The organism is Paraburkholderia acidiphila (genome assembly GCF_009789655.1).
Taxonomy (GTDB): domain Bacteria; phylum Pseudomonadota; class Gammaproteobacteria; order Burkholderiales; family Burkholderiaceae; genus Paraburkholderia; species Paraburkholderia acidiphila.
On record NZ_CP046910.1, the window covers coordinates 314,891 to 338,709 of the forward strand.

16 protein-coding genes and 2 rRNA genes are annotated in these 23,819 nt (G+C 62.7%); 13 read left to right on the top strand and 5 right to left on the bottom strand.

What is annotated here, in order from left to right; all coding sequences use genetic code 11:
* Nucleotides 1-58 precede the first annotated feature (58 nt).
* Both FAZ97_RS15900 and rrf read left to right on the top strand, forming a co-directional pair.
* A 23S ribosomal RNA gene (locus FAZ97_RS15900) occupies nt 59-2,939 on the top strand.
* 170 nt (nt 2,940-3,109) lie between these two features.
* Nucleotides 3,110-3,223 (top strand): 5S ribosomal RNA (gene rrf / locus FAZ97_RS15905).
* Between the two features lie 132 nt (nt 3,224-3,355).
* Here the strand turns inward: rrf and FAZ97_RS15910 are convergent.
* Nucleotides 3,356-4,390, bottom strand: a complete 1,035-nt coding sequence (locus FAZ97_RS15910; RefSeq protein ID WP_158759425.1) for a LysR family transcriptional regulator — start codon at nt 4,388-4,390, stop codon at nt 3,356-3,358.
* 158 nt (nt 4,391-4,548) lie between these two features.
* On the opposite strand from FAZ97_RS15910, the gene FAZ97_RS15915 reads away from it, so the two are divergent.
* From FAZ97_RS15915 to FAZ97_RS15925, 3 genes are all read left to right on the top strand, one after another.
* Entirely contained in the window at nt 4,549-6,768 is a 2,220-nt protein-coding gene (locus FAZ97_RS15915; protein ID WP_158759426.1) for an FUSC family protein, read from the top strand.
* Between the two features lie 129 nt (nt 6,769-6,897).
* Nucleotides 6,898-7,119, top strand: a complete 222-nt coding sequence (locus FAZ97_RS15920) for a hypothetical protein (RefSeq protein ID WP_158759427.1) — start codon at nt 6,898-6,900, stop codon at nt 7,117-7,119.
* Between the two features lie 195 nt (nt 7,120-7,314).
* Nucleotides 7,315-8,841 carry an acetyl-CoA hydrolase/transferase family protein gene (locus FAZ97_RS15925; protein ID WP_158759428.1) on the top strand — a complete coding sequence of 509 codons (1,527 nt, stop codon included), beginning with the start codon at nt 7,315-7,317 and terminating at the stop codon, nt 8,839-8,841.
* A gap of 84 nt (nt 8,842-8,925) precedes the next feature.
* Here FAZ97_RS15925 and FAZ97_RS15930 read toward each other — a convergent pair whose 3' ends face one another.
* Both FAZ97_RS15930 and FAZ97_RS15935 read right to left on the bottom strand, forming a co-directional pair.
* Complete coding sequence (locus FAZ97_RS15930; RefSeq protein ID WP_158759429.1) at nt 8,926-9,177, bottom strand: GlsB/YeaQ/YmgE family stress response membrane protein; 252 nt, start codon at nt 9,175-9,177, stop codon at nt 8,926-8,928.
* 186 nt (nt 9,178-9,363) lie between these two features.
* Nucleotides 9,364-10,071: an MgtC/SapB family protein gene (locus FAZ97_RS15935; RefSeq protein WP_158759430.1), complete on the bottom strand. Its 708-nt coding sequence runs from the start codon at nt 10,069-10,071 to the stop codon at nt 9,364-9,366.
* A 218-nt stretch (nt 10,072-10,289) separates the two neighbouring features.
* Between FAZ97_RS15935 and FAZ97_RS15940 the strand changes: the two genes are divergently transcribed.
* The 6 genes from FAZ97_RS15940 (at nt 10,290) to FAZ97_RS15965 (ending at nt 19,852) form a co-directional block, all read left to right on the top strand.
* Nucleotides 10,290-11,336 (top strand): LysR family transcriptional regulator, encoded by a 1,047-nt coding sequence (locus tag FAZ97_RS15940; RefSeq protein WP_158759431.1) that lies wholly within the window; start codon nt 10,290-10,292, stop codon nt 11,334-11,336.
* A gap of 266 nt (nt 11,337-11,602) precedes the next feature.
* Nucleotides 11,603-14,812: an efflux RND transporter permease subunit gene (locus FAZ97_RS15945; protein WP_158759432.1), complete on the top strand. Its 3,210-nt coding sequence runs from the start codon at nt 11,603-11,605 to the stop codon at nt 14,810-14,812.
* Between the two features lie 19 nt (nt 14,813-14,831).
* A complete protein-coding gene (locus tag FAZ97_RS15950) occupies nt 14,832-16,079 on the top strand; it encodes an efflux RND transporter periplasmic adaptor subunit (protein WP_158759433.1) in 1,248 nt (415 codons plus the stop codon).
* Entirely contained in the window at nt 16,079-17,587 is a 1,509-nt protein-coding gene (locus FAZ97_RS15955; protein ID WP_158759434.1) for an efflux transporter outer membrane subunit, read from the top strand. The genes FAZ97_RS15950 and FAZ97_RS15955 overlap by 1 nt, the downstream gene beginning before the upstream one ends.
* A gap of 139 nt (nt 17,588-17,726) precedes the next feature.
* Nucleotides 17,727-18,416 (top strand): heavy metal response regulator transcription factor, encoded by a 690-nt coding sequence (locus tag FAZ97_RS15960; protein WP_042265081.1) that lies wholly within the window; start codon nt 17,727-17,729, stop codon nt 18,414-18,416.
* The gene (locus FAZ97_RS15965; RefSeq protein WP_158759435.1) at nt 18,413-19,852 is read left to right on the top strand and encodes a heavy metal sensor histidine kinase; all 1,440 of its coding nucleotides are present in this window, start codon (nt 18,413-18,415) and stop codon (nt 19,850-19,852) included. The genes FAZ97_RS15960 and FAZ97_RS15965 overlap by 4 nt, the downstream gene beginning before the upstream one ends.
* A gap of 3 nt (nt 19,853-19,855) precedes the next feature.
* On the opposite strand, the gene FAZ97_RS15970 is transcribed toward FAZ97_RS15965, so the two are convergent.
* Nucleotides 19,856-20,947 carry an AI-2E family transporter gene (locus tag FAZ97_RS15970; protein ID WP_158759436.1) on the bottom strand — a complete coding sequence of 364 codons (1,092 nt, stop codon included), beginning with the start codon at nt 20,945-20,947 and terminating at the stop codon, nt 19,856-19,858.
* Nucleotides 20,948-21,052: 105 nt separating this feature from the next.
* Nucleotides 21,053-22,210 carry a metallophosphoesterase gene (locus FAZ97_RS15975; protein ID WP_158759437.1) on the bottom strand — a complete coding sequence of 386 codons (1,158 nt, stop codon included), beginning with the start codon at nt 22,208-22,210 and terminating at the stop codon, nt 21,053-21,055.
* Nucleotides 22,211-22,680: 470 nt separating this feature from the next.
* Here FAZ97_RS15975 and FAZ97_RS15980 point away from each other — a divergent pair, with 470 nt between their 5' ends.
* Together FAZ97_RS15980 and FAZ97_RS15985 are read left to right on the top strand one after the other, a co-directional pair.
* The gene (locus FAZ97_RS15980) at nt 22,681-23,016 is read left to right on the top strand and encodes a hypothetical protein (RefSeq protein ID WP_158759438.1); all 336 of its coding nucleotides are present in this window, start codon (nt 22,681-22,683) and stop codon (nt 23,014-23,016) included.
* 90 nt (nt 23,017-23,106) lie between these two features.
* Entirely contained in the window at nt 23,107-23,703 is a 597-nt protein-coding gene (locus FAZ97_RS15985; RefSeq protein ID WP_158759439.1) for an alpha-ketoglutarate-dependent dioxygenase AlkB family protein, read from the top strand.
* Nucleotides 23,704-23,819: the final 116 nt, after the last annotated feature.

The following is a 23,819-nucleotide window of genomic DNA, read 5'->3' on the forward strand; positions in this document are numbered from 1 at the left end:
GCAACACGAATACTCAACCTGTAGCGGATGTGAATCGGAAGAGACACACCCGTTATAGGGTCAAGCGAACAAGTGCATGTGGTGGATGCCTTGGCGATCACAGGCGATGAAGGACGCGGTAGCCTGCGAAAAGCTACGGGGAGCTGGCAAACAAGCTTTGATCCGTAGATGTCCGAATGGGGAAACCCACTCCGAATGGAGTATCCATGACTGAATACATAGGTCATGTGAAGCGAACGCGGTGAACTGAAACATCTAAGTAACCGCAGGAAAAGAAATCAACCGAGATTCCCAAAGTAGTGGCGAGCGAAATGGGACCAGCCTGCATTCTTTATCTGTACCGTCAGCCGAACGCTCTGGAAAGTGCGGCCATAGTGGGTGATAGCCCCGTAGGCGAAGGCGGAATGGAAGAACTAGGTATGCGACAAGTAGGGCGGGACACGTGAAATCCTGTCTGAAGATGGGGGGACCATCCTCCAAGGCTAAATACTCGTGATCGACCGATAGTGAACCAGTACCGTGAGGGAAAGGCGAAAAGAACCCCGGGAGGGGAGTGAAACAGATCCTGAAACCGCATGCATACAAACAGTCGGAGCCTCGCAAGGGGTGACGGCGTACCTTTTGTATAATGGGTCAGCGACTTACATTCAGTGGCAAGCTTAACCGAATAGGGCAGGCGTAGCGAAAGCGAGTCCGAACAGGGCGTCCAGTCGCTGGGTGTAGACCCGAAACCGTGTGATCTATCCATGGCGGGTTGAAGGCACGGTAACACGTGCTGGAGGACCGAACCCACTAACGTTGAAAAGTTAGGGGATGAGCTGTGGATAGGGGTGAAAGGCTAAACAAACCTGGAAATAGCTGGTTCTCTCCGAAAACTATTTAGGTAGTGCCTCGTGTATCACCTTCGGGGGTAGAGCACTGTCATGGTTGATGGGTCCATTGCGGATTACGTCGCCATAGCAAACTCCGAATACCGAAGAGTGCAATCACGGGAGACAGACATCGGGTGCTAACGTCCGGTGTCAAGAGGGAAACAACCCAGACCGCCAGCTAAGGTCCCCAAATATGGCTAAGTGGGAAACGAAGTGGGAAGGCTAAAACAGTCAGGAGGTTGGCTTAGAAGCAGCCACCCTTTAAAGAAAGCGTAATAGCTCACTGATCGAGTCGTCCTGCGCGGAAGATGTAACGGGGCTAAGCCATATACCGAAGCTGCGGATGCACATTTATGTGCATGGTAGGAGAGCGTTCCGTAAGCCTGCGAAGGTGCGTTGAAAAGCGTGCTGGAGGTATCGGAAGTGCGAATGCTGACATGAGTAGCGATAAAGGGGGGTGAAAGGCCCCCTCGCCGTAAGCCCAAGGTTTCCTACGCAACGTTCATCGGCGTAGGGTGAGTCGGCCCCTAAGGCGAGGCAGAAATGCGTAGCTGATGGGAAGCAGGTCAATATTCCTGCACCATTGTGAAATGCGATGGGGGGACGGATCGCGGAAGGTTGTCCGGGTGTTGGAAGTCCCGGTCCTTGCATTGGAGAAGGCGCTTTGGCAAATCCGGGCGCGGAATTCAAGGGTGCGAGGCCATTCACTTAGGTGAAGAAGCAACTGGAAGTGGTTCCAAGAAAAGCCTCTAAGCTTCAGTTTCACAGTGACCGTACCGCAAACCGACACAGGTGGGCGAGATGAGTATTCTAAGGCGCTTGAGAGAACTCGGGAGAAGGAACTCGGCAAATTGGTACCGTAACTTCGGGATAAGGTACGCCCTGGTAGCTTGACTGGCTTGCGCCAGAAGGGTGAAGGGGTTGCAATAAACTGGTGGCTGCGACTGTTTAATAAAAAACACAGCACTCTGCAAACACGAAAGTGGACGTATAGGGTGTGACGCCTGCCCGGTGCCGGAAGATTAAATGATGGGGTGCAAGCTCTTGATTGAAGTCCCGGTAAACGGCGGCCGTAACTATAACGGTCCTAAGGTAGCGAAATTCCTTGTCGGGTAAGTTCCGACCTGCACGAATGGCGTAACGATGGCCACACTGTCTCCTCCCGAGACTCAGCGAAGTTGAAGTGTTTGTGATGATGCAATCTCCCCGCGGCTAGACGGAAAGACCCCATGAACCTTTACTGTAGCTTTGCATTGGACTTTGAACCGGTTTGTGTAGGATAGGTGGGAGGCTGTGAAGCGGGAACGCTAGTTTCCGTGGAGCCGTCCTTGAAATACCACCCTGATCTGTTTGAGGTTCTAACCTTGGTCCGTGATCCGGATCGGGGACAGTGCATGGTAGGCAGTTTGACTGGGGCGGTCTCCTCCCAAAGGGTAACGGAGGAGTACGAAGGTACGCTAGGTACGGTCGGAAATCGTGCTGATAGTGCAATGGCATAAGCGTGCTTGACTGTGAGACCCACAAGTCGAACAGGTGCGAAAGCAGGTCATAGTGATCCGGTGGTTCTGTATGGAAGGGCCATCGCTCAACGGATAAAAGGTACTCTGGGGATAACAGGCTGATACCGCCCAAGAGTTCATATCGACGGCGGTGTTTGGCACCTCGATGTCGGCTCATCTCATCCTGGGGCTGTAGCCGGTCCCAAGGGTATGGCTGTTCGCCATTTAAAGAGGTACGTGAGCTGGGTTTAAAACGTCGTGAGACAGTTTGGTCCCTATCTGCCGTGGGCGCTGGAAGTTTGAGGGGGCCTGCTCCTAGTACGAGAGGACCGGAGTGGACGAACCTCTGGTGTACCGGTTGTGACGCCAGTCGCATCGCCGGGTAGCTATGTTCGGAAGAGATAACCGCTGAAAGCATCTAAGCGGGAAACTCGCCTCAAGATGAGACTTCCCCGGGGACTAGATCCCCTTGAAGGGTCGTTCGAGACCAGGACGTTGATAGGTCAGGTGTGGAAGCGCAGTAATGCGTTAAGCTAACTGATACTAATTGCCCGTAAGGCTTGATCCTATAACAGGTGTGTCTCGCTCCCGCAGTGGAGAGCAGGACGCACAGGTTGAGAGATCGGTGTTGTGCCAGAAACAACACAACCCCAATTCAGCAACACCTCTTTACGCTTCTTCCCGATTGGCTGTGGCGCCAGGTTCACCAGAACCCGCGCGACGCAGCAACCCGTCATGCCTGATGACCATAGCGAGCTGGTCCCACCCCTTCCCATCCCGAACAGGACCGTGAAACAGCTCCACGCCGATGATAGTGCGGATTGCCCGTGTGAAAGTAGGTAATCGTCAGGCTCCTTATGCAGTAACGTCCAGAACCCCGGTGTCTCCGAAAGAGAACCGGGGTTCTGGCGTTGGGGCGCGCGAAGAACACGCGACACGACAGGCAGGCAACAAAAAAAGCCGTCCAAAGGACGGCTTTTCGCGTTAACCAGCTTCCCCGATCGAAGCCTTATTGCCCTTTTGCACAGCCGCAGCGACTGCGGCGTCCTTCGCCAAAGCGACCTCCTCTGCAACATCTGTGAGTTGTTCCTGCGTCAGTTCTTCGAGCAGCGCCAGGTCGCGCTCGATAACTTGCGGAAGATGCGCGCGCAGGAATTCCACCCACGTCTTCGTTTTCGCGTCGACGAACTTGCGCGACGGATAAAGCGCGTACACGTTTGTCTTCTGCAGCTTGTGCTGCGGCAGTACGCGCACAAGCGTACCGTTACGCAGCCCTTCGATTGCCGCGTAGACCGGCAGCATCCCGATTCCCATTCCCTCGCGTATCGCCACCGCGAGCGATTCCGCAATATTCACCTGCACGGGCCCGTCCACCTGCATCTCGACGCTACCCTCGGGTCCTTCAAGCGTCCATTCATGGGCTGGAAATGCCGGCGATTTGAGAATCAGACAGTCGTGATGCGAGAGATCGGCGGGCGAGCGCGGCGCACCGTGCGTATGCACATAACCAGGCGATGCGCACAGAATGCTGTATGTCGAACCTAGCTGATGCGAAACGAGATCGGAATTCGGCAGTGAAGACGCCGTGACCACCGACACATCACTGCTGCCCTCGAAAAGATCCGGCATGCGTTGCGAGAGTGTCAGCTCGACGGTGACCTCGGGATGCAGTGCGCGATAGCGCGAAATCGCCGGCAGCACGTACTGCTGACCGATACTCGCGAAGCTATGCATGCGCAGCGCGCCGGCCGGGCGTTCGTGCGCGCAGCTCGCTTCTTCTTCCGCGCTATCGACGTCCGCGAGAATCTGCGAGCAGCGCTTGAGATACCGCTCGCCGGCCGGCGTGAGCGCAAGCCTGCGCGTCGAGCGGTTGAGCAGACGGGTGCGCAAATGCGCTTCGAGTTCCGATACCGCGCGCGACATCGCACCGGTGGTCGAATCCAGCGACTGAGCCGCGGCCGTGAAGCTGCCCGCTTCGACGACGCGGACGAACACCCGCATGTTTTGTAACGTATCCATCAGACCTTCTTGTTCGGTGCAGAAACGATATTGTCCGCCTGTCAGGGCGCGTCATTGTTGAGTGATCTGGAACGGAGGTTCCCCGCGCGTCCCATTAATGCGGCGCAGTGACGCTCCTACAATCGGCCCCTGTCCTCGAAACAGCCCGAGCGTTTGTCATGAGCCGCCAGCCTGCGATACATCGAGCGCTCGACTCGCGTCGGCGCGCGGAAATCATATGGCGCGCCGCCAGACGGGCGCTGCACGACTGGCAGGGCACCGACGGCGCGATCTGGATTCATCTGCTGAAAACGGTGGCGGCCGGCCTGCTTGCCATGGGCATTTCCATGCTGCTGGACCTGCCGCAGCCGCGCATCGCGATGACGACGGTGTTCGTCCTCATGCAGCCGCTCTCTGGCATGGTGTTCGCCAAGAGCTTTTATCGCATTGTCGGCACCGCGGTGGGAATGATTGCGGCAGTCGTGCTGGGCGCCGTGTTCATTCAGCAGCCCGAACTCTACATACTCGGGATGACGGTGTGGGTGGCCGCCTGTACGGCCGCCGCCATGAGGAATCGGCATTTTCGCTGGTACGGTTTCGTGCTCGCCGGCTATACGGCGGCGCTGATCGGCATTCCGCTCGTGATGCAGCCCAACGGACTCTTTCTCGCCGCACTTGGCCGCGGCGCCGAAGTGGCCGTTGGCATTCTTTGCTCCGGCATGGTCAGCGCAGTGATCGTGCCCCGGCAGTCGGGCTCGCTGCTCGATCGCACCTTGCGCGCCCGATATCTCAATTTTACTGCGTTCGCCGCGGCGGTGTTGGCTGGGCGGCTTGAAAGGGGCGCGTTCGAAGGGCGATTCGCGAGTCTCGTCGACGATGTCGTCGGCTTCGAGGCGACGCGCGCTTTCTCATTTTTCGAAGATCCGACGAGTCGCTCGCGCACCGGTCTGCTTTCGCGCCTGAATTCCGAATTCATGGACGCCTGCGCGCGCTTGCACGCGCTGCGTCAGTTGCTCAAAAGGCTGCATTGGAGCGACGCGGCGATTGCACCGCTTGCGCCATATTTTGGCGAACTTGCCGCGCAGCTTGCGCAACGGCCAAGCCGCAACGAAAGCGATCGCGCCTATGCGCGGCGGCTCGCCGACGGGCTGGAAGCCTTCCAGCGCACGCTGCCGCGTCATGTGCGCGAGACGCGGCGGCCGCTCGAACATGCGCTGCCTGAAGCGCTGCCTGACTTCGATACCTCGGCTGAACTCATCTACCGCTTCACGACCGAGATCGTGCGCTACAGCCGAACGTGGGCATCGCTCACGGAGGCACGCCCTGCGCAGGAGCCGCGCGCCGCACGCTACGTGCCGCGCACGAGCTGGCACGTGGTGGCGTTCACCTTCGTGCGCACCGCCGTGGTGGTGGCGACGCTGGGCTGGTTCTGGGTGGAGACCGACTGGCCGAGCGGCGGCCTCGCGATGATCGCGGCCGCGCTCACCTGCGCGCTCACTTCGTCGTCGCCGAACGCGTCGCGCATGGCCGTGCAGATGGCGGTCGGCGCGAGTTTTGCCGCTGTAACGGGCTATCTCTTCACCTGCTACGTGTATCCCAACGTCGATGGCTTTCCGTTGCTCTGCGCGACGTTGGTTCCGGTGCTCGCCATCGGCGCCTTTCTTGCCACGCGCTCGCGCATCGCGGGCTACGGCGTTGGTTTCTCGGTGTTCTTCTGCTTGCTCGCGGGTCCGGACAACGTGATCGTCTACACGCCGGATCTGCTGATCAACAACGGCATCGCCGTCGTTGCAGCGATGCTGGTCGCCTCGCTGGCTTTCGCGGCGGTGTTTCCGCCGCACATGAACTGGCTCGTCGAGCGTATGTGCGTGTCGTTGCGCGGCCAGGTCGTGCTGGCTTGCCATGGGGAACTGGATGGTCTCGGGCAGCGCTTCCAGTCCGGCACGCACGATTTGATGAACCAGTTGAGGCTCTTGCTGACCGGGCGCCACCAGGCGCACCGGCGCGCGCTGCGCTGGATGCTCGTGACACTCGAAGTCGGGCATGCCGTGGTCGATCTGCGCAACGAGGCGCTCGGCGCAGCGTGGCTCGACTCTCATGACGCGCGTTGGCCTGCGGCGCTCGCGCGCGTGCAGGAGGCTATCGCGCATCTTTTCGAAAGCCCGGACGGGATCTCGCTAGACCACGCGCTCAGTGCCGTGCGCGCGGCGACCTGGATCGCCCAGGAAGCGCTCGCGACTGTGCATCACGAGCGAGAAAGGCGGCACGAGGTGCAGCGGCTGCTGAGTCACCTGCACTTCATCCGCAGCGCGCTGCTCGACCGCGATGCGCCGCTCGGCCCCCTGGCGCGCCGCGCACGCCGCACGCGTACGTCCAGCAGATCGTTGAAAACACAATGAAAAAGCAGGCCCGCGCGATCTTGCTGCAGTCTGGAAATATGCCTTCCACCCCGCCTTCTTAATCTATTCGAGCCTGAGTCATATAGTCACATCACTGCTTCGCAGTACCCGTTAGCACTGGAGAGTAAAATGAAGTCCGTGAAGATCGCTGTTGTTGCCTGTTCGCTGTTTGCCGCCGCCGCTGCTTATGCACAGAACGAAGCACCGGCAGCGAGTGTCCCTCAGCAGGTCGCGCAGTCCGCTGCCCCTCAAGTAGCGCAAGCGCCCGCCCATCGCGAAATCGTCAAGCCGGCAAAGAAGGATGAATGCGTCGGCCCGGTCAGCTTCTGCAATATCTATTTCGGTAGCTGAGATCGAGAGTACGCCCGCCATGTGCAGGCGCACGCTGACATCTTGTGCCGCGACGCCTTCATATGGGTGCCGCGGCTTTGCGCATTGTGGCTGCACATACATTGCAACAGTGTTTTGTGAATCGCGCAGTGCACGACCGTCGATGCAAGAGCTGAAACCAGGCACCAGGCGATCAGAGAGTTTGTGGAGACTGTGATGTACGAAGACCGTATTCGTTGTGCCGCCTTGCGCGGGAAAATTACTTCGGCTGCCGAGGCGGCTCAACTCGTGCGCAACGGCATGCGCGTTGGCGCCAGTGGTTTTACGCGCGCGGGCGACACGAAGGCCGTGCCGATCGAACTGGCGCGCCGCGCGCGCGAAGAGAAGGAGCCGCTGCGCATCACGCTGATGACGGGCGCCTCGCTCGGCCACGACGTCGATCGCATGCTGACCGAAGCGGGTGTGCTCGAGCGCCGTCTGCCGTTCCAGGTCGACTCGACGCTGCGTAAGGCGATCAACCGCGGCGAAGTGATGTTCGTCGATCAGCATCTTTCGGAAACCGTCGAAATGCTGCGCGCGAACCTGCTCGGCAAGCTCGACCTCGCGATTATCGAAGCCGCGGCGATCACGGAAACCGGTGCGATTGTCCCCACGACTTCGGTTGGCAATTCGGCGAGCTTCGCGATTCTCGCGGAGAAGGTGATCGTCGAGATCAATCTTGCGCAGCCGCTCGCGCTCGAAGGCCTGCACGACGTGTGGATTCCCGGCAAGCGCCCGCATCGCGATCCGTTGCCGATCGTACGGCCGCAGGACCGCGTGGGTACGACCGCCATCGAAATCCCGCCGGAGAAGATCGCCGCCATCGTCATCACGAACGAGTCGGACAGCCCCTCGACCGTGTTGCCCGCCGACGAAGAAACCGCACGCATTGCCGGCCACCTCATCGAATTCCTGCAGCACGAAGTGAAGCATGGCCGCATGAACGCGCAATTGCCGCCGCTGCAGGCCGGCATCGGCACGATCGCGAATTCGGTGCTCTCGGGCTTCGTCGATTCGCCGTTCGAAGCGCTTACGATGTACTCCGAAGTACTGCAGGACTCGACGTTCGATCTGATCGACTCCGGCAAGATGGTATTCGCCTCGGGCGCCTCGATGACGCTCTCCGCACAGCGTCAGGCTCAGGTGCTCGCCGAACTCGACCGCTATCGCGACAAGCTCGTGTTGCGTCCGCAGGAAGTGAGCAACCATCCGGAAGTGATTCGCCGCCTCGGCTTGATTGCGCTGAACACCGCCCTCGAATGCGACATCTACGGCAACGTGAACTCCACGCATGTGGGCGGCACGCACATGATGAACGGCATTGGCGGTTCAGGCGATTTCGCGCGCAATGCATCGTGCGCGATCTTCGCGACCAAGGCGATTGCCAAGGACGGCCGCATTTCGAGCATCGTGCCGATGGTGCCGCACGTCGATCACAACGAGCACGACGTGGACGTGATCGTGACGGAGCAGGGCCTGGCGGATCTGCGCGGTCTCGCACCGCGCGAACGTGCGAACCTCGTGATCGAGCGTTGCGCGCATCCGCTCTATCGCGACCTGCTGCGCGACTATTATCGCGACGCTCTCAAGATCGGCGGCCAGACGCCGCACGACCTCGCGCGCGCGTATGAAATGCATCTGCGCTTCAATCAAACGGGTTCGATGCTGCCCGAAGCAACGGGCGGACTCGCATCGAACGCATAATCGCCGTAGCGATCGAGCCGCATACAAAACAAAACGGGAGCACCGGCAACGGTGCTCCCGTTTTTCATGGATAGCGCGGATTCGCTACGCTCGTCTAACCAACCGGATGATGAAGAGCAGAATAACCGCACCGACAATAGCAGTGATGATCGAGCTGATGATGCCGGCGCCGATATGAATGCCGAGCACCCCGGCAAGCCAGCCGCCGATGAACGCGCCGACAATGCCGACGATGATATCGACGAACAGTCCGAAGCCGCCGCCTTTGACGAGGACGCCGGCGAGCCAGCCTGCGATTGCGCCGATGATGAGCCAGGCAATGATGCCGTGTTCCATATAGATAGACTCCCCTTGTTGGCGTGAAAAAATCACGGTGAATGGAGCTTAGTCCAAGGGCGAAAAGGCGTCCATGAAACGCGGCCAGAATTGACAGTTCTTGAACTCCGCCGCGAATAGTTTTAGAAAGCGCAATGAATTAGAAATGCATTCGTAAGGAATGCGAGGCGATGCCATGCGCAAGCCTCACTCGGGCGCGATTTCGGGTTCTGCGGCAGTCCAGCTCACGCTGGAGACGCCTTTCTCCATGCTCAGGCGGCTCGCCATGAGTTCGAGCTTTGGCTGGTATTTCGGATGCAGGCGCATCGTTGCCGTCACGCGCAGGCGCGGCGGATCGCCGGCCAGGTCCTCGCTCGTGAGGCTTTGAAATGAAAGCGGCGTGGAGTACAAAGAATTCGAAAGCAACGTGCGGATATGAATTTCGTCTTCTTCGCGGCAAACCACGGTAAGCACATAAGCACGCACGAGATCCGCATTCGAAACGGGCGATGCGTTGATGATGCGGCTCACTTCGCGCAGCACGGTATTCGTGAGCAGCACGATGACGGTGCCGGCCACTGCCGGTCCGTAATGCCCTGCGCCGCACAGCACGCCCACGGCGGCCGAACACCATAGCGTCGCCGCGGTATTGATGCCCTGAATCGAGCCCTTCTCGCGCATGATGACGCCGCCGCCGAGAAAGCCCACGCCAGAAACGACATAGGCCGCAATTTGCGTCACGCCGGTCGAGCCATTGCCGGTCAGCACACCGAGCGTCACGAACAAACACGCGCCGCTTGCCACGAGCGTGATGGTGCGCAGACCGGCCGTGCGTTGGCGAATCTGGCGTTCGAGGCCAATGGCGACGCCGCAGGCGAACGCCGCGAGAAGGCGCAGGGCGAATTCGAGAGTCATCGTTTTGTCATGAAAAAGCAGGGCGGCCGCGCGCCATGCGGCTCTCGCGCACGGCGTGGCGGGTACATCGGGGGCCCGTGGATCATACGCGGGACAAGGCTTTGCGCCAAGCTGTCCGCGCTGCCATGTTCGAGTCAGGATCAGGCCACGGCTCGTAGGCGAAACTAGTTTCATTCGTATGGAGATGGGAAGGCAGGCCGAATGAACGGGAGTTTCTGATGGATACGCTGCGCAATATGCGGGTCTTCGTGCGAGTGGTGGAGTCCGGCAGCTTCACGCGCGCTGCGGCGAGCGAAACGATGACGACCGCGCAGGTCTCGCGCGCGGTCACCGACCTGGAATCGCGGCTGCGCACGCGCCTCCTTAACCGGACCACGCGGCGCATGTCGCTGACCGAAGCGGGCGAGCGCTACTTTCAGAGCTGCAAGCGCATCCTCGCCGACATCGAGCAGGCCGAGGCCGAGGCCGCCGCTGCGCACGCGAACCCCGCGGGCAAGTTGCGCGTTTATGGCGGCACGAGTTTCGGGCAGCACTATGTGATGCCGCTCATCGCGCGCTATCAGCAGCATTTGCCGGAGGTCTCGGTCGATCTCACCATCGCTCAGCAGATGCCCGACATCATCGAGGAGGGCTTCGACGTGGCGGTCGTAGTGGCCGCCGAACTCGAGGACTCCGCGCTGATCTCCCAGCATCTGGGCAGCACCGCGGCCATTCTCTGTGCTTCGCCGGCGTATTTGCGCATGCGCGGCGAGCCGCAATCGTTCGACGACCTCGAGGCGCATACCTGCCTGCATCTGACCGACGCGAGCCTGCCCGCCGGCCAATGGGTCTCCGAAGGGCCGCTTGGGGAGACCTTCCGGCATACGGGCGTGACACCGTTCCAGGTGAACAACCCCGAAGCGCTCGCGCTTGCCATACGCGAAGGCATGGGCATTGGCCCGCTGCCGGTGCCCGTGGCGCTGCCCGGTCTCGCCGATGGCACGCTGGTGCGTGTGCTCCCGACGCACACGCTGCAGAAGCTCAACATCTATGCGCTGTACGCGTCGCGCCGCTACCTGGACGCGAAGATCCGAACCTTCGTCGAGTTTCTGCGCGAGAAGGTGCCGCTCGTTCTTGCCGAGCAGGAAGCCGCGCTTGCCACCTGCGACGACCCGCTGCTTCGCGAGATGGAGGCGCACACTGGGCCGCGCGGTACGCGTGCGCGTAGCGGCCGTGGCCGCGGTCACAACACGCACGACCTGGAGCGCCTGCGTCTTGTGAACTAAAGCGGTGAATTGAAGCAGTTAAAGAACTGCTCGCGAAGCGCGAAGCTGTTACCGCGTATTTCGCGGGCGGTTTTTCAAGCGCTTTTCGACGCTGCAGCGACGTTCTATCTGCGTTCTCGCGCACTTTCGCGCGCCTCGCGCGTCGCCTGTCAATTTCGCCATATTGGCGCCAGCAAACTGCCACTGCCATTGCCTATGATGCGGCACCCGCTGGATGAATGCGTCCTCGTCTCAACCCCCTCGCCTGAGTTGTCCGAAACACTGACATGTGGATTGTCAATCTCGCGCTGAAGCGACCGTACACGTTTATCGTGATGGCCATCATGATCGTGCTGGCCACGCCGTTCGTGCTCATGTCGATGGCCACCGACGTGCTGCCGAACATCAACATCCCGGTCATCAGCATCATCTGGTCGTATACCGGCTTTTCCTCGAAGGACATGGCCGACCGCATCACTTCGGTCAACGAGCGCAGTCTCACGACCACGGTGAGCAACATCGAGCACATCGAGTCGCAATCGCTGCCGGGCATCGCCATCATCAAGCTGTTTCTGCAGCCGGGCGCGAGCCTGCAAACGGCGATCGCGCAGGCCGTAGCGTCCGAGCAGGCGCAGGTGAAGCAGATGCCGCCCGGCGCCACGCCGCCGCTCGTCATCAGCTATTCGGCCTCGAGCATTCCGGTGATCCAGCTCGGCCTCTCCAGCAAGTCGATGAGCGAGCAGGCGCTGGCCGACATCGCGATGAACTTCCTGCGCCCGCAGCTCATTACGATTCCCGGCGCGCAGGTGCCTTACCCGTACGGCGGCAAGACGCGCGTGATCTCCGTGGATCTCGACACGCGCGCGCTCATTTCGAAGGGCCTCACGCCCGCCGATATCGTCAACGCGGTCAACGCGCAGAACCTCATTTTGCCGACCGGTACGGCCAAGCTCGGACAAACCGAATATCGGGTAGACACCAACGCGTCGCCCGATACGATCGCGGGCCTGAACCGTATTCCCGTGCAGACGGTCAACGGTGCAACCACCTATCTCGGCGACGTGGCGCACGTCCGCGACGGCTTCACGCCGCAGACCAACGTCGTGCGCCAGGACGGCCAGCGCGGCGTGCTGATGTCGATCCTCAAGAGCGGCGACGCTTCGACGCTGCAGGTGGTGGGCGCACTCAAAGACCTGTTGCCGAAGGCGCGCGACACGCTGCCCGCCGACCTCGTCGTCAAGCCGCTCTTCGACCAGTCCGTATTCGTTTCCGCGGCCGTGCAGGGTGTGGTGCGCGAAGCGCTTATCGCGGCCGCGCTCACGGCGGCGATGATCCTGCTCTTTCTCGGCAACTGGCGCAGCACGCTCATCATCGCGGTGTCGATTCCGTTGTCGATTCTCTCCTCGATCATCGCGCTCTATGCGCTTGGCGAGACCATCAACATCATGACGCTCGGCGGCCTCGCGCTCGCTGTCGGTATTCTGGTTGACGACGCAACGGTCACGATCGAGAACATCGAGCGGCACTTGCATCTGGGCGCGAAACTGCACGACGGAATTCTCGAAGGCGCGGGCGAAATCGCCGTGCCCGCGCTCGTTTCGACGCTGTGCATCTGTATTGTGTTCGTGCCGATGTTCTTTCTGACCGGCGTGGCGCGTTTTCTGTTCGTGCCGCTCGCGGAAGCCGTGGTGTTCGCGATGATCGCGTCGTACATTCTCTCGCGCACACTCGTACCGACGCTCGCCATGCTGCTCTTCGAGGGCCACGATCCCACGGCGCATGTGCAGCGCGCGCAGGGCTCGTTCTTCTCGCGCATTCACTGGCGCTTCAATCATGCATTCGAGCGCGTGCGCGCCAATTACATTGCGCTGTTGAGCCTGTTGCTCTCGCGCCGCAAGCTCTTCGGCGGCAGCTTCCTCGCGTTTTGCCTGCTCTCGCTTGTCCTCGTGTTCTTCCTTGGCCGCGACTTCTTTCCCTCGGTCGATGCCGGCAACATTCGCCTGCACATGCGTGCGCCAACGGGCTTTCGCATCGAGGAGACCGCGCGCCTTGCCGACCAGGTGGAGCAGGTGGTTCGCGACGTGGTGCCGCCCGATCAACTCGAGACGATCGTCGACAACCTCGGGCTGCCCTATAGCGGCATCAATCTCTCGTACAGCAACGCGGGGACGATGGGCACGCTCGACGGCGAAATCCAGATCGCCCTGAAGCCCGATCACGATCCCTCCAGCACGTATATCGACAAGTTGCGTACGTTGCTGCCGCAACGGTTTCCAGGCGTCGAGTTCTTCTTTCAGCCTGCGGACATCATCACGCAGATTCTGAACTTCGGTCAGCCCGCGGCCATCGATGTGCAGGTGGTGGGCGCGAATCTGAATCAGGACATGGCGCTGGCAAGCACGCTGCTCAAGCAGGTGCGGCAACTGCCGGGCGCCGTGGATGCGCACATCGAGCAGCGCAACGACGAACCCGCGCTCACGCTTGCGATGGACCGCTCGCGCATGCAGCAGTTGAATCTGAGCCCGCAGAACGTTGCGCAGGATGTGCTGATCGCGCTTTCTGGCAGCACACAGACTTCGCCCGCATTTTGGGTGAGTCCGCAAAACGGTGTGGAATACCCGCTCACGGTGCAAACGCCGCAGTATCGCGAAACCTCGATGAACGAATTGATGGGCACGCCGGTCTCCGCGCACAGCACGAACGCCAATGCGCCGTTGCAACTGGTGAGCAATCTCGTCCAGCTCAGGCCACATGACGGGCCCGCCATCATCACGCACTACAACATCCGTCCCGTGATCGACCTGCTCGTGAGCGTGGAGGGCAGCGACCTGGGTTCGGTTGGCGCGAACATCAACGACATCATCCGTCATGTGCAGGCGCACGCGCCGCGCGGCACGACCATCACCATGCGCGGCCAGATCGGCACGATGCGTTCGTCGTTCATAGGCCTCGGCGTGGGCATTGCGATGGCGGTGGTGCTCGTGTATCTGCTCATCGTCGTGAACTTCCAGTCGTGGGCCGATCCGCTCATCATCATTAGCGCGCTGCCCGCTGCGCTCGCGGGCATCGCGTGGATGCTGTTCATCACCGGCACGCACCTGAGCGTGCCCGCACTCACAGGCGCGATCATGACGGTGGGCGTAGCGACTGCGAACAGCATTCTCGTGGTCTCGTTCGCGCGCCAGCGTCTTTCCGCCGGTGCCACGCCGCTCGCCGCCGCGCTCGAAGCGGGCGCCACCCGCATACGCCCGGTGCTCATGACGGCGTTCGCCATGATGATCGGCATGGTGCCGATGGCGCTGGGCCTCGGCGAGGGCGCGGAGCAGAACGCACCGCTCGGGCGCGCGGTGATCGGCGGCTTGCTGTTCGCTACGGTCTCCACGCTATTGTTCGTACCCCTGATGTTTGCGACCGTGCATACGCGGCTCGCCCGCCGCGCCGCAGCGAAACGCGAGCGCGAGGCGCAGCGCCGTGGTGCACGAGGCGATACCCGTTAAGTCACATTTGGCCGAAGACATGAACGAACCACACCACCATTCATCTCTCGACATCACCGTTGGCGGCGAACAGGCCATGGATTTGCCGGCGCGCGGCCAGGCGGGCAAGCGCGCGCGCCTTGCGGTGATCGTGGTCGCGCTGCTGCTCGCGGCGGGCGCCACGCGCACGATCGTCTCGAACCTCATGAACGCGCACCGTCTCGCCGACGTCACGAAGCAGAACGCGAAGCAGTACGTGAGCGTCGTGCAACCCGTGGCGGCGGGTGCGGACGGCCGCATCGTGCTGCCCGGCACGCTGCGCGGCTATGTCGAAGCGCCGATCTACTCGCGTGCGAACGGCTACGTGCGGCGTTGGTACGCCGATATCGGCGCGCATGTGCAACAAGGCCAGTTGCTCGCGGAGATCGACACGCCCGAGATCGACCAGGAACTCTCGCAGGCGCAGGCGCAGCGCGATCAGGCCTCAGCGACGCTCGCGCTCGCGAAGACCTCGTTCGATCGCGCGCAGCAGTTGCGCCAGCGCGATGCGGTTTCGCAGCAGGAGCTCGACGATCGCCAAGGCGCGTTCAACACAGACCAGGCGAATCTCGCCGCCGCCGATGCGAATGTGCGCCGCCTCACGGAAATGAAGTCGTTCCAGCGCATCGTCGCGCCGATCACCGGCATCATCACGCAGCGCAATGTCGATATCGGCGACCTCGTGAACGCGGGCAACGGCGGCGCGGGACATGCGCTCTTTTCGATCGCGCAGTCCGACCCGCTGCGCCTCTATCTCGATGTGCCGCAGACCTACGCGCAGCAGGTCGCGGTTGGCCAGCACGTGAGCGTGACCGAGCAGGAGTTGCCGGGAGTGACGTTCGACGGCACCGTCACGCGCACGGCGCAGGCCATCAACGTGGCGACGCGCACGCTGGAGGCCGAAATCTCGCTGCCCAATCATGACGGCAAGCTGCTGCCTGGTGCTTATGTGCAGGCCGCCTTGCAGACCGATGCGAAGGGCTTGCTCACGGTGCCGGGCAACACGCTGCTGTTCCGCTCGGAAGGCCCGCGGCTCGCGGTTGTCGATGCGGATGGCAAGGTCAAGCTCAAGGCCGTGGAAATCGCGCAGGACCTCGGGCAGACCCTCGAAATCAGCCGCGGGCTGGAGCCGACCGATCGTGTCGTGCTGAACCCGAGCGATTCGATTGCAGATGGCGACAGCGTTGTCGTGGTCGCGCCGAACAAGACCGAATCGGCGCGTGAGGCCGCCAGGCGGAGCGCGACGTGATGAAGTGGAGAAACACGCGGCCACGGCCGCTGGCTTGTTTCACGGCGCTCGGCGCGATCGGTCTTGCGGCCTGCACTGTGGGCCCTGACTACCACGCGCCGCAAACGCAAAGCCCGACGGCGTGGCGCGTCGATTCCGCCGATTCGTACTGGCACGCGGCGCAGCCTTCGCATGCCCCGCTCGATCCGCAATGGTGGCAGGCCTTCGACAACCCCGAGTTCGACGCTCTGGAAACCGCCGCGCTTGCCGAGAACCAGACGCTGCGCGTGGCCGCCGCCCACTACGCCCAGGCGCGCGCCACGCTCGCTTCGGTGTCGTCGCAGCAAAGCCCGCAGGTCGGGCTCGACACGGGCCTCGCGCGCGAGCGCGTTTCCGCGAACCGGCCGCTGACGAACTACGCGACGCCCAACACGTCGACCGTGCAGAACCAGGTCACCGTTGGCGCGACCGTGAGCTACGAGCTGGATCTGTTCGGGCGCATCCGCCGCATGGTGGAGTCGGCGCAGGCTTCGACGCAGCAGGCCGGCGACGATCTCGCCAATGCGCGCCTCGTGCTCACGGCCGAACTCGCCACCGACTACTTCGCCATGCGTGAACTCGACAATGAGATCGACGTGGTGAACCGCTCGGCGCAACTGCAGCAAAAGGCGCTCGATTTCGTGTCCGCGCAGCACGATCTCGGCGCGGTTTCGGGCCTCGAGCTGCTACAGCAAAAAGCGCAGCTCGCCGCGACGCAAACCCAGGTGCATCTGCTCGAAAACCAGCGTCAGCAGGAGCAGAACGCCATTGCCGTGCTGGTCGGCCGGGCGGCGCCCGACTTCACGATTGCGCAGAAGGTCACGCCGCTGCCGGTGCCGGCGCTTCCCACCGGCCTGCCGAGCGAGTTGCTGCAGCGGCGCCCCGACGTGGCGTCGGCCGAGCGCGCGATGGCCGCGGCCAATGCGCAGATCGGCGTGGCGCGTTCCGCGTACTTCCCGGACATCACGCTTTCGCCCACGTTCGGCTGGGAATCGACGCGCTTTGGCGGCCTTTTTTCCGTGCCGAGCCTGATGTGGTCGGTGGGCGCGACGGCGAGCGAGGTGCTGTTCGACGGCGGCAAGCGCGCGGCGGGCGTCGATTTCGCGCAGGCCGGCTACGAGTCGGCGCAGGCGAGTTATCGTCAGACCGTGCTCACCGCGTTCCAGGAGGTGCAAAATGCGGTAACGGGCCTTTCGGTGCTGGAGCGCGCATCGACCGACGGCCAGGCGGCCGTGGACGACGCACGCAAGTCCTTCGATCTCGCCAACGACCGCTATCAGGGCGGCCTCGTGGCGTTCATCGACGTGCTCAACGCGGAGCAGCAGTTGCTCACGAGCGAGCGCCAGGAGGTGCAGATTCAAGGCCAGCAGATCGCCACCGTGGTGTTTCTCGCGAAGGCGCTGGGCGGCGGCTGGAGCGCCGGCGATCGCGAGATGGCATGCAGCGCGGGTACGTGCCGCGAAGTGCCGAAGACCGAGGGTAAAGGCTAATCCGTATGCAAGGGTTGAAAGCGGGACATATAAGAGGGCTTGAGCGAGCCCGGCACCAGGGTATATAACAGCGCGCAACGGCGGTCACGAGCCGCAGCGGCCGCAACCGCCAGGGCAGCGCGCGAAGAGGAGGGCGGGCATGAAAGTATTGGTTATCGAAGACGAGCGCAAGGTCGTGGACTACTTGCGCAGCGGACTCACGGAACAGGGCTGGGTCGTGGACGTCGCCATGGACGGCGAGGAAGGCGCGTGGATGGCCACGGAATACGACTTCGACGTGATCGTGCTCGACGTCATGCTGCCGAAACTCGACGGCTTCGGCGTGCTGCGCGCCGTGCGCACGAAGAAGGACACGCCGGTCATCATGCTCACGGCGCGCGACCGCGTGGACGACCGCGTGCATGGCTTGCGCGACGGCGCCGACGACTATCTCACGAAACCGTTCTCGTTTCTCGAACTCGTCGAGCGGCTGCGCGCGCTTACGCGGCGCGCGCGCACACAGGAATCCACGCTGATATCGGTGGGCGATCTGCAGGTGGATCTCATCAGCCGACGCGCAACGCGCGACGGCGTGCGTCTCGATCTCACGGCGAAGGAGTTCCAGTTGCTTTCGGTGCTCGCGCGGCGGCGCGGCGAGATCCTCTCCAAGACGCTGATTACCGAGCTGGTGTGGGACGTGAATTTCGAAAGCAACGCGAATGTGGTGGAAACGGCGATCAAGCGGCTGCGCGCCAAGCTCGACGGCCCGCATGCGGCCAAACTGCTGCACACCATACGCGGTATGGGCTACGTGCTCGAAGTGCGCGAGGAAGGAGGCCAGACGTCATGAAACGCTCGATCTCGCTGCGGCTTTCGGCGATGTTCGCAGCGGTGTCGCTCATCGTGTTCACGCTCACGGGCGCGGGACTCTTCTTCCTGATGCAGCGCCAGCTCTTCAACGAGTTGCGCGAAACGCTGGATACGCGCGCGCGCATTGCGAGCCTGATCGTCTCGCACGCACCGGACGTACAGAAGTGGGCCTTTGTGCAGGAAAAGCTGCGCGACCTTTCACCCGCGGATAGCCGCATGCACTACTACGTCGAAGGCCCTGATCCGCGCTTTCGTTTCGGCACGCCCATTGTCGGCAAGGTCACGGGTAACCTCGGCCCGAACCATGTGCTCGTGCGTCCGCCCGACTGCAGCTACGACATCATCACGACGACCTTTATCGTGCCCGCGAGCGGCGACCGGCCCAAGGTGAAACTCGTGGTCGGCAGCGACTGCGTCCGTACCGAAGGCATGCTGCGGCGCTTTGGCATCGCGCTCGGCGTGCTGATCGCGCTGTCCACCATCGCGGTGGCGCTGCTGAGCCGCGCGGTTACGCGCTTCGGGCTTGCGCCGCTCACACGCCTTTCGCGCGAAGCCGCGCAACTGAGCCCGTCGAACCGGCGCCAGCGCTTGCACGCGGACGAACTGCCCGAGGAACTGCACGAACTCGCCACGTCGTTCAACGGCGCGCTGGAGCGCCTCGACAAGGCTTACGAGCGCCTCGAATCGTTCAACGCCGATGTGGCGCACGAACTGCGCACGCCGGTGAGCATCCTGATCGGCCAGACCCAGGTGGCGCTCACGCGTGACCGTTCGGTCGAGCAGCTGCAACAGACCCTGCAATCGAATCTTGAGGAATTCGAACGATTGCGCGTGATCGTGAACGACATGCTGTTCCTCTCGCGCAGCGACCGCGGCGAACGCGCGACGGACCTCGCGGAGGTGTCGTTGCGCTCGGAGATCGAGCGCATGCTCGATTTTCTGGAAATGCCGCTCGAAGAGGCGCAGCTACACGTGGAAGTGCAAGGCGACGCGCGCGCATGGGTGAATACGTCGTTGATCGGTCGCGCCGTGAGCAATCTGTTCGTCAACGCGATCCAGCATTCGCAGCCAGGCACGACGCTGCGCGCCACGGTCGCGCCGCAGGACGGTCACGTCGAGATTGCCGTTTCGAATCCCGGCGAACCGCTCGATCCGGTGACGCGCGAGCATATTTTCGACCGCTTCTACCGCATTCAGGAAGCGCGCTCGAACAGCCACGAAAATCACGGTCTCGGGCTTTCGATCGTCAAGGCCGTGGCCGAAATGCACGGCGGCACAGTGTTCGTGCGCAGTGCGGATGGCGTCAACACGTTCGGGTTTTCCGTGGCGGTGGACGGCGTCCACGCGCCCGAAGCACCCGTTGCCGGCATCTCGCGCCAGGGCCGCGCAGGCTTGCCGCTGCACGTCTCGCCCTGATGCTTACACGGGCTCGTCTTCCACGGGCGCGCGCTCGTTCTCGATGTTGTGCTGGTCCTTGCGCAGCAGGTCCCAGCAACTGATGAAGAGCGCGGCGATGAGCGGCCCGATCACGAAGCCGTTGATGCCGATGAGCGAGATGCCGCCGAGTGTCGAGATCAGCACGACCCAGTCGGGCAGGCGCGTGTCCTTGCCCACGAGCACGGGGCGCAGCACGTTGTCCACGGTGCCGATCACGACCGAGCCGAAGACGATGAGTCCGACGCCCTTCGCCACCGCCCCCGTGGAGAGGAAGTAGATCGCAATGGGCCCCCACACGAGCGCCGCGCCCACGGCGGGCAACAGCGAGAGCAGCATCATCACGAAGCCCCACAGCAGCGCGCCCTGAATGCCGAGCACCCAGAGGGCGATGCCGCCCAGGCCGCCCTGCACGACCGCCACCGCCACGTTGCCCTTCACGGTTGCGCGGATGACCGTCGTGAACTTGCGCATGAGATGCAGCTTGTGCTGCTCGTCGAGCGGAATGGCGTCGCGCACGAGCCGCGATATTTCGCGGCCGTCGCGCACGAGGAAGAAGAACAGATAGAGCATCACGCCGAAGCTCACCAGAAACTGCAGCGTGTTCTGCCCGAACGAGAGCGCGCGCGTGGCGACGAACTGGCTGATTTGCGCGGCGCCCGCCGAAAGGCGCTGCTGCAGCCCCGGCAGATCCATGAGGTCGTAGCGCGCGAGCAGGTTCTGAATCGACTCGGGCAGGGCATGGACGATCTGCGTGAAGTACGCGCCGAAGTCGAGACTGCCGCTGCGCACCTGCTGATACGCCGAGGCGACCTGCTGCACGAGCGTGGCCGTCACGAGCGTGAGCGGAAAGATCACGATGACGAGACAGATCGCGAGCGTGATGAGCGCGGCGAGATTGCGCCGCCGCCCGAGGCGCGCGACGAGCCGGCGCTGCACCGGCTGGAAGATCAACGCGAGTATGGCGCCCCAGAGCACCGTGCTGAAAAACGGCGCGAGGATGAAGCACAGCGCGATGGACACCGCGAACAGCAGCAAATAGAACGATGTCTGGTGAAGGTGCTTGTTGCCTTCCATGTGCGATGAGTTCCGGTTAAAGCGTTCTGGCGGACGAATGGCGGCATCGTCGGATGATACCGGCAAGACCGCGCGGGCCGTGGTACGCAGCGCTCCCGGCGGCTTTTACTGTGCGCCCACGAGCCGTACGCGCGTGATTTCCGAAGGCGCGCCAAGGCGCTTGGGCGGCCCCCAGTAGCCCGTGCCGCGGCTCGTGTAGACCCAGAGGCCGCCGAGCTTTTCGAGGCCCGCCGTGAACGGCTGCTGCAGCCGCACGAGGAAATTCCACGGGAAGATCTGGCCGCCGTGCGTGTGGCCGGAGAGTTGCAGCGTGAAGCCCGCGTCGGCGGCGGCGTGGGCCGTGCGCGGCTGGTGCGCCAGCAGCACGCGCGTGTTGACGTCGGGGGGCGCGTCGCGCAGCGCCGCGGCCGGATCGCTGCGGTGCGCTGGATCGAACTGGCCGCCCGTGTAGTCGGTCACGCCGGCCAGCACGAGCCGCGCACCGCCATGCTCGATCACCACGTGTTGATTCATCAGCACCGTGAGGCCGATGCGGCGGAACTCGGCAATCCAGGCATCCGCACCCGAGTAGTACTCGTGGTTGCCGGTCACGACATACACGCCGTGATGCGCATGGAGCTTGCCGAGCGGCGCGGTGTGCTCGGCGAGATGCGCCACGCTGCCGTCCACCACGTCGCCCGTAATGGCGACCACGTCGGCGTCGAGCTGGTTCACGGCGCGCACGATCGCATCGACATAGCCGTGCTTGATCGTCGGCCCGACGTGAATGTCGCTCAGCTGCACGATGGTGAAGCCGTCGAGCGCGGCGGGCAGGCCGCGAATCGGCACCTCGACGCTGCGCACGCGCGCGCGCCGCCGCGCGTTGAAGAAGCCGAACCCGGTAGAGAGGAACGCAAGCGCGATCACGGCGGCGGCGCTCACGATGCGCCAGCCGGCGAGATTGATGGCGTGAGGCCACAGCGCCTCCACGGTCATGGCCGAGGCGAGCACGATGTCGCGCAAGATAGTCAGCATGAGCAGCGACGAGAAGAAGCCCATGGCGAGCATGCCGATCCAGGCGAGGCGGTCGCCGAGCGGCTGGCGCTTGAAGCGCCGCGCGAGCAAGCCGGGCGGGATGAACAGCACCGACAGCACGAGCCACAGTACGGCCAGCCATTTGCCGGCGGCGGGCACGGGCAGGTCGGGAATCAGGCGAAAGCCGACATAGGCATGCAGCAGCACGCCGATGGCGATGAAGCGGACCAGAAACGAGAGTCGGGGCATGGCGGCGCGAACGGATGGGAGCGGACCGGCGTGGGTTGGCGTAACGGGTACGGCGCACTGCGGCGGCAGCGAAGCCATTGTGGCCCGGCCAACGTGGCCCGGTCGAAAACCCGGCGGACGGGGCAGCGCAGGTCGCTGCGTTGCATTCTACCGGCGCAGCAGACTTCGTGCCGCCAGGCGGCGGACGTTCATGTACGCACTTGCCGCGGCGCACCATGAAGCGGCTCGTCAATGACGCATCGAGACCGCATCCACATACATGCATGCGTGTATGCATAGGCCTTGGGCTTTATCTCATAGGCGTGTGGCAGTGCGGCATTTCCCTGGATTGCCAGTGCGATCCCACTCGTCGCACTATGTTCTGGTGGGGCCGGGCGCAAGCTATTAAACGTCCATTGAATCGGCCCCGGCGATGGACTATGCTCGAAATGAGGCCCGCGCAGTTTCGGGCGCTCTGGGGGAGGCGGATCATGAAAGGTATTCGGCCAGTCACACATGGGCTGCACGAAGGGCTGCATGGTCGTCACGTCGGGCACGAGGGCAGCCATGTCATGCTGCCGATGGTCGTACTTTCGATCATGGCCATCGCGCTGTATATCGCGGTCAAGCACGTCGATATCATCGAAATCGGCCGAAGCGCGTTGTTCGACGTCGTGATGCTGTTCGTCGCGCTCGGCATTGCGGGCATGTTCGGCGTGGTGGGCGCCTGGCTGCGATCCCGCACGACCGACGAGCCAGCCGAAGGCTTCTGCTTCGTCGGCGCGCTCGTTGGCGCGGTGGTGTTTTACGTCGCGCTGCTAACCTGATTCGCTGTCCCGCGGGAAGCGAGGGCGCACGGCGGCCGGGACCGCGCCGTGCGAAACTGCACGTTTACCTGCTCGACTCAAGCATTCTCGATGTTCGATCTTTTCGACGATACGCCGGCCCCCGACGTGGCGTGGCATCCGTCATGGCTCACGCCCAGTGCGGCCGCCGAGGCGCTCGCGCGCATCGTTGCCGAGGCCGACTGGCGCCAGGAACGCATCCGCACGCCCGGCGGCTGGGTGGACCAGCCGCGCCTCACGGCCTGGCAGGGCGACGAGGGCGCGGTGTACATCTACTCAGGCATCCGAAATATTCCGCAGCCGTGGACTCGCCAGGTTGCCGAACTGCGCGACGCCATCTCGGCGCTTTGCGGCGTGCGCTTTAACAGCGTGCTGCTCAACCGTTACCGCATGGGCACGGACAGCATGGGCTGGCACGCGGACCACGAACCCGAACTCGGCCCCGAGCCGGTGATCGCTTCGCTGAGCCTCGGCGCGACGCGGCGCTTCGACTTGCGTCACAACGCGACGGGCGTGGTGCGCTCGTTCCAGCTGACGAGCGGCAGTCTGCTCGTCATGCAAGGTAAGACACAGGCGCAATGGCGGCATCGCGTGCCGAAAGAACCTGCCGTGACTGGCGAGCGCGTGAATCTTACGTTTCGTGTGGTGACGCCGGCTTTGCGGACGTAGACTGTTAGATCGCGCGAGATGGGTGTTGAATAAGCGATCTTGGTGGCGCAATGACTGCGCGTGCGGGCAGTTTCGCGCTAAGAGTCAAATAAGAATTTATGCGCATAAACGCCATA

Coding starts and splice junctions, on each gene's coding strand:
- FAZ97_RS15915 (WP_158759426.1), top strand. CDS start 4,549: ATGAGCCGCCAGCCTGCGATACATCGAGCGCTCGACTCGCGTCGGCGC.
- FAZ97_RS15940 (WP_158759431.1), top strand. CDS start 10,290: ATGGATACGCTGCGCAATATGCGGGTCTTCGTGCGAGTGGTGGAGTCC.
- FAZ97_RS15985 (WP_158759439.1), top strand. CDS start 23,107: ATGTTCGATCTTTTCGACGATACGCCGGCCCCCGACGTGGCGTGGCAT.
- FAZ97_RS15955 (WP_158759434.1), top strand. CDS start 16,079: ATGAAGTGGAGAAACACGCGGCCACGGCCGCTGGCTTGTTTCACGGCG.
- FAZ97_RS15920 (WP_158759427.1), top strand. CDS start 6,898: ATGAAGTCCGTGAAGATCGCTGTTGTTGCCTGTTCGCTGTTTGCCGCC.
- FAZ97_RS15960 (WP_042265081.1), top strand. CDS start 17,727: ATGAAAGTATTGGTTATCGAAGACGAGCGCAAGGTCGTGGACTACTTG.
- FAZ97_RS15910 (WP_158759425.1), bottom strand. CDS start 4,390: ATGGATACGTTACAAAACATGCGGGTGTTCGTCCGCGTCGTCGAAGCG.
- FAZ97_RS15945 (WP_158759432.1), top strand. CDS start 11,603: ATGTGGATTGTCAATCTCGCGCTGAAGCGACCGTACACGTTTATCGTG.
- FAZ97_RS15975 (WP_158759437.1), bottom strand. CDS start 22,210: ATGCCCCGACTCTCGTTTCTGGTCCGCTTCATCGCCATCGGCGTGCTG.
- FAZ97_RS15930 (WP_158759429.1), bottom strand. CDS start 9,177: ATGGAACACGGCATCATTGCCTGGCTCATCATCGGCGCAATCGCAGGC.
- FAZ97_RS15950 (WP_158759433.1), top strand. CDS start 14,832: ATGAACGAACCACACCACCATTCATCTCTCGACATCACCGTTGGCGGC.
- FAZ97_RS15970 (WP_158759436.1), bottom strand. CDS start 20,947: ATGGAAGGCAACAAGCACCTTCACCAGACATCGTTCTATTTGCTGCTG.
- FAZ97_RS15965 (WP_158759435.1), top strand. CDS start 18,413: ATGAAACGCTCGATCTCGCTGCGGCTTTCGGCGATGTTCGCAGCGGTG.
- FAZ97_RS15935 (WP_158759430.1), bottom strand. CDS start 10,071: ATGACTCTCGAATTCGCCCTGCGCCTTCTCGCGGCGTTCGCCTGCGGC.
- FAZ97_RS15925 (WP_158759428.1), top strand. CDS start 7,315: ATGTACGAAGACCGTATTCGTTGTGCCGCCTTGCGCGGGAAAATTACT.
- FAZ97_RS15980 (WP_158759438.1), top strand. CDS start 22,681: ATGAAAGGTATTCGGCCAGTCACACATGGGCTGCACGAAGGGCTGCAT.